This window comes from Streptomyces rectiviolaceus (assembly GCF_039533825.1).
GTDB lineage: Bacteria > Actinomycetota > Actinomycetes > Streptomycetales > Streptomycetaceae > Streptomyces > Streptomyces rectiviolaceus.
Genome location: NZ_BAAAUG010000031.1, coordinates 32,763 through 45,077, shown reverse-complemented (window position 1 = coordinate 45,077; position 12,315 = coordinate 32,763). Strand labels below are relative to the sequence as shown.

The 12,315-nt window shown below is 72.4% G+C and carries 2 protein-coding genes (1 of these 2 cut by a window edge); both read right to left on the bottom strand.

Features of this window, described 5'->3' with window-relative positions; all coding sequences use genetic code 11:
• Nucleotides 1-2,491, bottom strand: partial view of a non-ribosomal peptide synthetase gene (locus ABD378_RS10605; protein WP_344520344.1) — the start only. It extends 18,065 nt beyond the left edge of the window; 2,491 of the gene's 20,556 nt are visible here — the first part of the coding sequence; its start codon is at nucleotides 2,489-2,491; its stop codon lies off the left edge, out of view.
• Nucleotides 2,488-12,315: an amino acid adenylation domain-containing protein gene (locus ABD378_RS10600; protein ID WP_344520343.1), complete on the bottom strand. Its 9,828-nt coding sequence runs from the start codon at nucleotides 12,313-12,315 to the stop codon at nucleotides 2,488-2,490. The genes ABD378_RS10605 and ABD378_RS10600 overlap by 4 nt, the downstream gene beginning before the upstream one ends.

The window sequence follows — 12,315 nt, the reverse complement described above, 5'->3', positions numbered from 1 at the left end:
GGCCGTAGGGGTTGGCGACGAAACGCTCGGCGGTGAGGTCGGAACGGTGCCAGTAGCCGCGGGCCAGGCCGGTGCCCGCGATGTAGGCCTCGCCGGGGACGCCTACGGGGACGGGCCGCAGGCCGCTGTCCAGGACGTACACCTGGGTGTTCCAGAACGGGCGGCCGACCGGGACGGGGCCGGTGGGCGATGGGGTGCCCGCGGGCAGGCGGTACTGGACGCTGTTGACGGTCGCCTCGGTGGCTCCGTACACGTTCAGGAGGTCGGCGCCCGGGCGGCGTGCGCGCCAGCGGTCTGCGACCTCGCCGAGCAGCAACTCGCCGCCCAGCATGATGAGTTCGCTGGGTGAGGCGTCGTCGGGCAGCGCTTCGAGGAGGGCGAGAACGCTGGGTGTGCCCTTGAGGAAGGTGGGGGTGACGCCCTCGGCGGCGTGCTCGTCGAGTTCCGCGACGCGCACCAGGCCGCCGGAGACCAGGGTGGTGTAGAGGGCGGTGACGGTGAGGTCGAAGGAGACCGGGGAGTGCAGGAGCGAGGCGCCGGTCATGGCCGGGTAGGCGTCGCGGGCCCACTGGAGGTAGGCGCCGAGTGAGCGGTGCTCGATGACGACGCCCTTGGGGCGCCCGGTGGATCCCGAGGTGAAGATGACGTACGCGGGGTGGGCCGCCCGCAGCGGGCCGTTCCGCTCGGCGTCGGTGGGGGCTGTGGCGGGCCGGGCGGCCAGGGCCTCGGCGACCTCCGGGGTGTCGAGGAGGAGCTGGGGGGTGTCCGTCGCGGGCAGGGCGGCGGCGAGCTCGCGGGTGGTGAGCATGAGCGCGGGCTCGGTGTCGCCGAGCATGAACGCGATGCGCTCGGCCGGGTAGTCGGGGTCGACCGGGAGGTAGGCGGCGCCCGCCTTGAGCACGGCGAGCAGGGCCGTGACGACCTCGGAAGTGCGGGGCATGGCGATGGCAACGAACTGCTCGGGGGCGACGCCGTGGCCGATGAGGTGGTGGGCGAGGCGGCTGGAGCGTGCGTCGAGTTCCGCGTAGCTGAGGGTCTCGTTGTGGCAGGTGACGGCGGGGGCGTCGGGGGTGCGGGCCGCCTGGGCGCGGAAGAGGTCGAGGACCGTGGCGTCCGGGACGTCGTGCGCGGTGTCGTTCCACTCCCGCAGGACGAGATGGCGCTCGGTGTCGGCGAGCAGGTCGAGTCGGCCCGTCGGCTGGTCCGGGTCGGCGGCCAGGGCGCGCAGGACGCGGACGAAACGGTCGAGGACCCGCTGGGCGGTGTCCGCGTCGAAGACGTCGGGGCGGTAGTTGAGGCGGAACCGCATGGTCTCGCGGGCCGATGCGATGAGGAGCAGCGGGTAGTGGGTGGCCTCGCGGTTCTTGCCGGGGGCGACGCTGATGGCCGCGCCGATGCCCTCGCCCGCCGAGCCGGAGCGGTTGACGGGGTAGTTCTGGAACACCATGGAGGTGTCGAAGAGTTCGCCGTGCCCGGCGGTGCGCTGGATCTCGGCGAGGCCCAGGTGCTGGTGCGGGGTGAGGCGGGCCTGCTCGCCCTGGACGCGGGTGAGGAGAGCCGCGAGCGGCTCGGCGGGGCGCAGGCGTACGCGGGTGGGCAGCGTGTTGATGAACAGGCCCACCATGGCTTCGACGCCTTCGAGCTCGGGCGGGCGGCCCGAGACGGTGGTGCCGAACACGACGTCGTCGCGGCCGGTGTGCTTGCTCAGGGCGATGGCCCAGGCGGTCTGGACGACGGTGTTGAGGGTGATGCCGCGGCCGCGCGCCGTCTCGGTGAGGGCGGCGGTGTCCGTCTCGGAGAGGGTCGACTGGACCTCGGCTCCCGCGACGGCGGCGCGGCCCGCTTCGGGGGCAACGACGTTGCGCTCGGCGAGGTCGGCGGACGCCTCGCCCCAGGCGGCGCGCGCGGCGTCCTGGTCGCGGCTGCCGAGCCAGCTCAGGTAGTCGCGGTAGGGGCGGACGCGGGGCAGGGCCCCGGCGTCGTTCCCCGCGTCGTACAGCGTGAAGAGCTCGCCCATGAGGACGGGCAGCGACCAGCCGTCGAGGAGGAGGTGGTGGTTGGTCAGGACGAGACGGTGGTGCGTGTCGCCGAGCCTGATCAGCGTGAAGCGCAGCAGCGGGGGCCGCGCCACGTCGAAGCGGGTGGCGCGGTCGGCGGCGATCAACTCGGCTGCTGCCGCGTCGCGTTCGGCTTCGGGCAGGTCCGTCAGGTCCTTCTCGGCCCAGGGCAGCTTGACCTCGCGCATCACCAGCTGCGCCCAGTCGCCGTTCTTGCGCTGGCGGAAGGCGACACGGAGGTTGGCGTGCCGGGCGAGGAGTGTCTCTGCGGCGCCGCGCAGCACGGCGGTGTCGAGAGCGCCCTCGATGTCGAAGGCGATCTGGACGACGTAAGGGTCGAGTCCGCCCTCGTCGTAGACGCTGTGGAAGAGCAGGCCCTCCTGAAGCGGGGCCAGCGGCAGAATGTCCTCGATCTTCCGCGGGGTGCGACTCACTTCTGGCCCTCTTCTTCCTCGAACTCGTCGAACTCTTCGAACTCGTCGTCAGTGAACTCGTCTTCGAATGCCTCGATCTCGTCCTGCGTGATCGAGGCAAGGGACACGTCGGAGGGGGTGAGGCCTCCGGCGTCGGGGCGCTCGGCGTGGGTCACGAGCGCTTCGAGGGCCTGGAACCACAGGTCGGCGAGTTCGCGTACGCCGCGCTCGTCGAGGATTCCGTCGGCCCAGGTCCAGAACGCCACCAGCTGTGCCCCGTCGGGGCCGTCCTGGGTGCGGGCGTTGAGCTCCAGGGGGTGGGCGAGCGGCAGGTGCAAGGGGTCGCCCGCGACGCCGTCGATGCCGGTGAGGGGGGTCCAGTCGGCGGCCCGGTCGCTGTCGGCCGCGTTGAAGCGGCCGAGGTAGTTGAACGCGACCTGGGGCGAGGGCAGTGCGTCGAAGCCCTGCGCCGTCTGCGGGTTGAGGTAGCGGGTGAGGCCGTAGCCCATGCCCTTGTCGGGCACCGACCGCAGCTGTTCCTTGACCCGCTTGACCGCTTCACCGGCCGCGGGACCGCCCGCGAAGGCGTCGGCGAGATCCGCGCCCCCCGCGTCCAGACGTACGGGATAGAGGTTGGTGAACCAGCCCACCGTCCGCGAAAGGTCCGCGCCCTCCACGACCTGCTCCTCACGGCCGTGGCCTTCCAGGTCGAGCAGCAGGCCGCTGTTGTTCCCGGCCCTCCAGCGCGTCCAGGCCAGCGTGAACGCGGCGAGCAGCACGTCGTTCACCTCGGCGTTGAACACCGAGGGCACGCGGGTGAGGACGGCCTCCGTGACGGCGACCGGCAGGGTCACCGTGGCCTGTCCCGCCGTGGCGTACGTGTCCAGGGCGGGGTCGAGCGACCGCTTGCCCAGGGTGGGTTCGGCGCCCCGCAGGACGCCCTGCCACCACGCCGCGTCGGCCGCCCAGGCCGGCTTGGCCGCTTCCTCCGTGAGGCGCTGGGACCAGCGGCGCAGCGAGGTGCCCACCGGCTGCAGCTCGGGCGTACGGCCCGCGGCGAGCGCCTCGTAGGCCTCGGCCAGGTCGGGGACGAGGATCCGCCAGGACACCCCGTCGACCACCAAGTGGTGGATGACGACGAGCAGTACGCCCGGCGCGTCGGCGCCCCGGTCGAACCACACGACCTGGGTGAGCGTGCCCGCCGCCAGGTCGAGGCGGTCACGCGCCCGCTCGCCCTCTTCGCGTACGAGGGTGTCGAACCCGGCGCCGTCGAGTCCCGTCGCATCCACCCTGCGCACGCAGGACGCGGCGTCCACCGCGCCCGGTTCGCGGATCTCCAGGCGCCACTCGGGCGCCGGGGTCAGCCGGGCCCGCAGCGCGTCGTGGTGGTCGAGCAGGGCCCGCACGGCTCCGGTCAGCGTGTCGGCGTCGAGGTCGGCGGGGGCGCGCAGGGCGGCGGACATGTTGAATCCGTCGAGGTCGTCGCTGCGCCGGGTCAGCCAGTGCTTGATCGGGGTGAGCGGTACGTCGCCGATGCCGGCGCCCGGCTCCTCTGCCGGGGCGCCGGTCGCCTCCTGGACGACGTCGGCGAGCGCGGCCACCGTGCGGTGCTCGAAGATGTCCCGCACGGAGAGTTCGAGTCCGGCCCTGCGGGCGCTGCTGACCAGCTGGATCGACATGATGCTGTCGCCGCCGAGGTCGAAGAACCCGTCGTCGATGCCGACCTCGGTGACGCCGAGCACCGTCGCGAACAGGTCGCACAGGACCTTCTCGTGCTCGGTGCGCGGGCCCTCGCCCGACGCCCCGGTGAGCAGCTCGGGGGCGGGCAGCGCACGCCGGTCCAGTTTGCCGTTGGGGGTGAGCGGCAGCTCGTCGAGGACCATGACGGCCGACGGGACCATGTAGTGCGGCAGGTGCTTCTCGAGGTGGCCGCGCAGGGTGCGGGCGAGGTCGCCCTGTGAGGACACGGCTGCCGTTCCCTCGGGGACCACGTACGCGACGAGGCGCGCGGGGCCCGAGGTGTCCTCGCGGGTGAGGACGGCCGCCGTGCCGACGGCGGGGTGCTCCTCCAGGACGGCCTCGACCTCGCCGGGCTCCACGCGGAAGCCGCCGATCTTCACCTGGTGGTCGGCGCGGCCCAGGAACTCCAGCTCTCCCGCGCGGTGCCAGCGCACGATGTCGCCGGTGCGGTAGAGCCTGCTGCCCGGCGTCCCGAACGGGGAGGCGACGAAGCGCTCCGCGGTGCGGTCGGGTCGGCCGAGGTAGCCGCGGGCCAACTGGGCGCCGCCGATGTAGAGCTCGCCGCGTACCCCGGCGGGCACCGGCTGGAGCAGGTCGTCCAGGACGTACACGGCGGCGTTCCACAGGGGTTCGCCGATGGACGCGGACGACGGCCACTCGTCGATGTCGTCGGGCAGCGTCGCGGTGGTGACGGCGTGGGTCTCTGCGGGGCCGTAGATGTTGTGCGCCATGCGCCGCCAGCCGCCCGAGCAGAAGTCGCGCAGCTCGGTGCTGAGCCGGAACTGCTCGCCGCCCTGGAAGATGTCGGTGAGCGAGTCGAGGGGGTCGCCCCGGTCGGCGGCGGCCGCGAGGACCGCGTCTATGACCAGGGTGGGCGCGAACAGCTCGTTGACGCCGTAGCGGGTGATCCAGGCGGCCAGTTCGTAGGCGTCGCGCCGCACCTCGTCGTCGGGGATGACCAGGGTCTTGCCTGCGACCAGGGCCTGCAGGATCTCCTGCACCGCGAAGTCGAAGGACACGGCCAGGAACTGGGCGGTGCGGGTGCCGACGCCGCCGCTGTAGGTCCCGGTGTGCCAGGCGAGCAGGTTGACGAGCGAACTCATCGGCATCGTCACGCCCTTGGGCGTGCCGGTGGAGCCCGATGTGTAGACGACGTAGGCGGGGTGGCGCAGGTCGAGGGGGCGTGTCCGGTCCGCGTCGGTCAGGTCGGTGTCCGCGGCGGCGTCGAGCGCGGCGGCCGTGGCCGGGGCGTCGAGCACTGCCCAGACGGTGTCGGCGTCGCCGAGGAGCGGCCGGGTGGCGCTGTCGGTGACGACGGCGCGGGGCGCGCAGTCGCCGAGGATGGCCCGCAGCCGCTGCTCGGGCGCGGAGGTGTCCAGGGTGAGGTAGGCGGCGCCGGTCTTGAGGACGGCGACCAGGGCGACGACGAGTTCGGGCGAGCGGGGAAGACCGATGGCCACGACGTCCTCGGCGCCGATGCCGGAGGCGACGAGGTGGCGGGCGAGGCGGTTGGCACGGGCGTTGAGTTCGCCGTACGACAGGCTGACGTCATCGGCGATCAGTGCGATCGCGCTCGGCACATCGGCGGCCTGCTGTTCGAAGAGCGAGGGCACCGGCTGCGTCGGGACCTCGTGCGCGGTGTCGTTCCAGTCGGTCAGGATGCGGCGGCGCTCGTCGGACGCCAGCACGTCGATGCCGCCGATGCGCTGTGCGGGGTCGGCCGCCACGCACCGCAGGATCCGCGTGAGCCGGTCGGCGAACTCGCGCGCCGTCTGGCAGTCGAACAGGTCGCTGTTGTACTCGACGGCGCCGTGCAGGCCCGTGGGCTCGCCGTCCGGGCCGTACGTCTCGTCGAAGAAGAACGCCAGGTCGAACTTGGCGCGGCCGGTCTCCGGCGCGCTGACGTCGACGGTCAGGCCGGGGAGGCGCAGCACGTCGAGCGCCTCCTGGTTCTTGTCGAAGCCGAGGAGCACCTGGAAGAGCGGGTGCCTGGCCAGCGAGCGCGCCGGGCTGAGCACCTCCACGAGCCGCTCGAAGGGCACGTCCTGGTGGGCGTAGGCGCCGAGGTTCGTCTCGCGGACGCGGGCCACGAGGTCGCTGAAGGACGGGTCGCCGGAGGTGTCGGTGCGCAGGACCAGCGTGTTCACGAAGAACCCGACGAGGTCCTCCACGGCCGCGTCGGTGCGGCCCGCCACGGGGCTGCCGATGGGTACGTCCGTGCCGGCGCCGTGGCGGGTGAGCAGGGTCGCCACGGCGGCCTGGACGACCATGAAGAGGCTGGAGCGGGTCTCGCGGGCCAGCGCGGCGAGGCCCGTGTGCAGCTCCGCGGGGATCTCGAAGGGGACGCGGCCACCCTGGTAGGACTGCCGGGGCGGACGCGGCCTGTCCACGGGCAGCTCAAGCTCCTCGGGGAGCCCGGCGAGCGCCTCCTTCCAGTACGTGACCTGGCGGGACAGCTCGCTGTCCGGGTCGTTCTCGGAGCCGAGGACCTGGCGCTGCCACAGCGTGTAGTCGGCGTACTGGACCGGCAGCGGCTCCCAGGCGGGGGCGGCATCGCCGATGCGCGCCGCGTAGGCGAGCGACACGTCCCGGGCCAGCGGTCCCATGGACCAGCCGTCGCCCGCGATGTGGTGCACCACGAGCACGAGCACCTGCCGGCCGTCGTGCGCCGTGAACAGCCATGCCTTCAGGGGGAGTTCGGCGGTGAGGTCGAACTCGTGGGACGCCGCGGCCCGCACCTGCCCGTCGAGGGCCTGGGGCGCGACCGTGACCTCGATGAGCTCGGGCCTGGCCTGGGCGGGCGGCAGGATGATCTGCCGCGCGCCTTCGGAGTCCTCCGCGAACAGGGTGCGAAGGCTCTCGTGCCGCTCGACGACGTCGGCGAGCGCCTGGCGCAGCGCGGGAAGGTCCACGGTGCCGGTGAGCCGCAGCTCCACCGGGATGTTGTAGGTGGCGCTCGGGCCCTCCAGGTGGTTGATGAACCACAGCCGCCGCTGGGCGTACGAGAGCGGGATCCGCGGCGGCCTGGTCACGGGCACGACCGGCGGACGGACGCCGGAGGCCTCGTCGAGCACGGCCACGACACCGGCCACCGTCGGGTTCTCGAAGAGCCTGCGGATGGAGATCTCCGCGCCGAGCACCGAACGGATGCGGCTGAGCAGCCGCACGGCGGACAGCGAGTGGCCGCCGCGGTCGAAGAAGCTGTCGTCGATGCCCACGGAGGGCACCCCGAGCATCTCGGCGAAGATCGTGCACAGGATCTGCTCACGGGGGCTGCGCGGGGCGCGGGACCGCGCGGCCACGACCGTCGCTCCCTCGTCGTCCTCCCGCGCGGCTAGCCGGAGTTCACCCTCCCGCGACCAGTGGCCCACGCTGTCCGTGCGGTACATCAGGCCGCTGTCCTGGAACGAGCACGGCACCCAGCGGGACGGGTCGGCCGCGGAGTCGTCGCCGCCCGCGACGTACACCTGTCCCGGTACGCCGGGGGCGACCGGGCGCAGCGCATCGTCGAGTACGTAGACCCTGGTGCCCCGCACCTCGGCGGGCAGAGCGAGCCGGGCGACGGCGTCGACGGCACCGTCCCGTGCGATGTCGCTCCACTCGCCGAGAACCGTGGCGCGCTCGGCCTCGTCGAGGAGTTCGACGGTGGACAGCGCGCGGTCGGCGCCCTCGGCCATGGCCACGAGGAGGCGCAGATAGCGCTGGGCGGTGGCGCGCGCGGTGGTCTGGTCGAAGAGACCGGCGTTGAACTCCAGGACGGCGCCGATGCCGGCCGGCCGCCCCTGCGCGTCGAACCGCTCGGTCAGCTCGAAGTTGAGGTCGAACTTGGCGTCCCCGACCTCGGGCAGCTCCAACCGGGCGTCGAGGCCCGGTAGTTGGGCGACCTCGGCGAGGGTGGCGCTCGGGTCGGTGTTGTGCAGGGTCAGACAGACCTGGAAGAGGGGATGCCTGGCGAGGGAGCGCTCGGGGTTGACCGCCTCCACGAGCCGCTCGAAGGGCAGGTCCTGATGTGCGTACGCGGCGAGACCCTGCTCGCGCACCCGCCCGATCAGCTCGGTGAACGTCGGGTCGCCGGAGGCGTCGGTGCGCAGCACCAGCGTATTGGCGAAGAACCCGACCAGCTCCTCCACCGCCGCGTCCGTGCGGCCCGCGACGGGCGTCCCGATGGGAATGTCGTGTCCGGCGCCCAGCCTGCTCAGGAGCCCCGCGAGACCGGCCTGGAGGACCATGAACAGACTGGAGCGGGTACGCCCCGCCAGAGTCCCGAGGGCCTGGTGGAGACCGGCGGGGATGTCGAAGTCGGCCCGCCCTCCCCGCTCCTGGCTCTCCTGGCTCTCCTGGCCGCGCGGCCGGTCGAAGGGCAGCGCGAGCTCGTCCGGGATTCCCGCCAGCGCGCCCTGCCAGTAGCCGAGCTGACGCGCGATCTCACTGTCCGGGTCGGCTTCGGCGCCGAGGACCTCGCGCTGCCAGATGCTGTAGTCCGCGTACTGGACCGGCAGCGGGGCCCACTCGGGAGCGGCGCCCTTGACGCGCGCCGCGTACGCCTGGGCCAGGTCGCGCGCCAGCGGACGCATGGACCAGCCGTCGCCCGCGATGTGGTGCAGCAGCAACAGGAGTACGTGCTCTTCGTCGCCCAGCGTGAACAGCGTTGCCCGCAGCGGGAGTTCGGCGGCCAGATCGAAGACGTACCGTGCGCCGGCGGCCAGCTCGGCGGCGAGTTCACCTTCCACGACCGTCCGCACGGGCAGCTCGACCCCGGCCGACTCCGGGGCCAGGATCACCTGCCGGAAGCCCTCGTCGTCCTCGGCGAAGAGGGTACGCAGGCTCTCGTGCCGCCCGACGACGTCCGCGAGGGCTGTGCGCAGGGCGTCCGTGTCGAGCGGGCCGGTCAGGCGCAGGGCGCCCGGGGCGTTGTAGGCGGTGCTGTCCTCATCGAGGAGGTCGAGGAAGCGGAGACGCTGCTGGGCGTAGGAGAGGGGGATGCGGTCGGGGCGGGGCCCTGCGGTCACTCCACGACGGGCGCCGGCGAGGCCGCCTTCCAGGGCGGCGGATACTCCGGCGACGGTCGGGGTCTCGAAGAGCTGCCGGATGGGCAGTTCGGCACCCAGGACGGTGCGTACGCGGCTGACCAGGCGAGTGGCCAGCAGGGAGTGGCCGCCGAGACGGAAGAAGTCGTCGTCGATGCTGACGTCCGCCAGTCCGAGCAGCTCGGCGAAGAGTCCGCAGAGGATCTCTTCGCGCGGCGAGCGGGGCGCCCGGCCCTCGCCGCCTTCGGGGCCGTACTCGGGTGCGGGCAGGGCGCGGCGGTCCAGCTTGCCGTTGGTGGTCAGCGGCAGGGCGTCCAGGGTGAGGAAGGCGGAGGGGACCATGTAGTCCGGGAGCTGGGCGGCGGCGTGCTCGCGCAGGGCCTCGGCCGGGAGGGTCTCCTGGCCTGCGTCGGGGACGAGGTAGGCGACCAGACGTTGGTCGCCGGGGCGGTCCTCGCGGACGATGACGGCGGCCTGCGCGACACCAGGGGCTGCGGTCAACACGGCCTGGATCTCGCCGAGTTCTATGCGGAAGCCACGGAGCTTGACCTGGTCGTCGACCCGGCCCGCGTAGACGAGCTGACCGTCCGCGTTCCAGCGGGCCAGGTCACCGGTGCGGTACATCCGAGCCCCTGCCGGGCCGAAGGGGTCTGCGGTGAAACGCTCGGCCGTCAGGTCGGGGCGCTGCCAATAGCCGCGGGCCAGGACCGCGCCCGCGATGTACAGCTCGCCCGCGACGCCGACCGGGACGGGGCGGAGGGCCGCATCCAGGACGTAGGCGCGGGTGTTCCAGAAGGGGCGGCCGATCGGCACCGCACCCGAGGCCACGTCCTGGCCCGGCTCGATACGGAAGTCGGTGCAGTTGACCGTCGCCTCCGTCGGACCATACGCGTTGACCACCGTCACGCCCGGGTGCGCGGCACGCCAGGCCGACAGAGCCTCGCCGTTCAGTGCCTCCCCACCGGTGATCAGCGTCCCCGACGGGGAGATCTCACCGGGCAGGGCCTCCAGCAGGGCCAGGTGCGAGGGCGTGACCTTCATGAATGAGGGCTGACCCGCCTCAGCGGCCTGCTCATCCAGCTCGGCCAGAACCACCCGGCCTCCGGAGACCAGCGGCGAGTACAGAGCAGTCACCGTCAGGTCGAAGGCCACCGACGAGTGCAGCAGCGCCGAACCCGCGGCATCCGCGTACACCTCACGGGCGCGCTCCAAGTAGTGGCCCACCGAGGCGTGTTCAACGACCACGCCCTTGGGGCGGCCGGTCGAGCCCGAGGTGTAGATCACGTACACCGGATGATGCAGCTCAAGCGGCGCCAGCCGATCCGCGTCAGTCAGCGGCGCATCCGAGAAGCTCTCAGCCTGATCCAGCACGGAGACGTCATCGATGACCAGCACCGGATCGGCATCCGACAAGATGTGCGCGATCCGCTCAGCCGGATACTCCGGATCAACCGGAACGTACGCGCCGCCCGCCTTGACCACACCCAGCAGCGCAACGACGAGATCCACCGACCGCGCCAGCTTCACGCCCACGAACCGCTCGGCGCCCACACCCTGCGACACCAACCACCGCGCCACCCGGTTCGAGCGAGCATCCAACTCCCCATACGTCAGGGAGACATCACCCGCAACAACCGCCACCGCGCCCGGAGAAGCCGCAACCTGCTCCCCGAACAACACCGGCAACGACACACCCCGAACATCCCGAGCGACGCCATTCCACTCCACCAACAGCCGCTCACGCTCAGCCGCGTCAAGAATCTCCAGCTCCCCGACCGACCGCAGCGGATCAGCGGCCACCGCCTCAAGCACCCGCACCAGGCGGTCCTGATGGGTGGCGAGGTCGCGCTCGTCGTACAGCTCGGGGTCGGCGTCGAACTCGACGCGGAGGCCCGCGTGGGAGTCGGCCGTGCCGTAGAAGTTGATCTTCAGGTCGTTGACAGGGCCCGTGGACAGCGGGTGGGCGACCGAGGGGCTGTCGCCGAAGCGGGGTTCATTGGCGAAGGCCATGACGTTGACCGTCGGACCGAGCCGTGCCTGGCGCCCGCCGGACAGGCCGAGCTCCTGGACGAGTTGCTCGCCGCGGAACCGCTGGTGCCGCAGGACGTCGGCAAGGGCGCGGGAGACCTGGGCGGTCAGCTCCGAGAACGGCATGTCCGCGGCCACCGTGACCCGGATGGGCAGGACGTTGACCATCGCGCTGGGGGTGGCGATCGAGGTGCGGCCCGTGCGGCCCGCGAGCGGCAGCGCGAAGGTGAAGTCGGTACGGCCCGACATGCGGTGGAAGAACGCGGCGGTGGCGGCCATGGCGAGCACGGGCCACTGCGCGTCGAGCCGCTCGGCCAGACCCGTGAGGCCGCGTACGAGCGCCGGGGGCAGGGTGATCACACGGCGCAACTGGCTGTACGTGCTCGCTGCCTGACGACCCGCCAGGGACAGCGGGTCCGGCAGGTCGGCGAAGGCATCCAGCCAGTGGGCGCGGTCCCGGGCGTGACGGCGCGATGTGGGGTAGGCGGCCTCGTCGGCGACGACCTTGTCGAGGGTGGCGAAGCTGGTCGTCGGGGGCTGCTCACCGGCCAGGAGCGCGGTGTAGATGGCGGCCACGCGGGCCGCGTACACGGAGTGGCCGAAGCCGTCCAGGACCGCGTGGTGGTAGCGGTGGAAGTAGAAGGACCGGTCGTCGGCCAGGGTCAGCAGCGTCTGGGCGCTCAGCGGTGCGCGGGAGAGGTCGAAGGGCTTGGCCATCTCTTCGCGCATCCACGCGTGGGCCGCCTTCTCCGGATCCACTTCGTCGCGCAGGTCGAGCAGGCGCAGCGGCCAGGGGTCGAGCGGCTCGACAAGCTGCCAGACGCCCTCTTCGCTCCCCTCCCCGTCCTGGGAGAAGTACGACCGCAGGGCCTCCGTCTCCTCGACGGCGCGCCGCACCGCGCGGTCGAGGGTGCCCACGTCGACGGGACCGCTGATCTCGTAGTAGCCACCGCAGTTGTAGAGAGGGCTGTCCGGCTGGAGTTGCTGGGCGACCCAGATGCCCAGTTGGGCGGCGGCGACCGGTCGACGGACCATACGGACGTCGGACAT

Excerpts from the sequence above, each read along its gene's own strand:
- ABD378_RS10600 (WP_344520343.1), bottom strand. The coding sequence starts at position 12,315 with ATGTCCGACGTCCGTATGGTCCGTCGACCGGTCGCCGCCGCCCAACTG.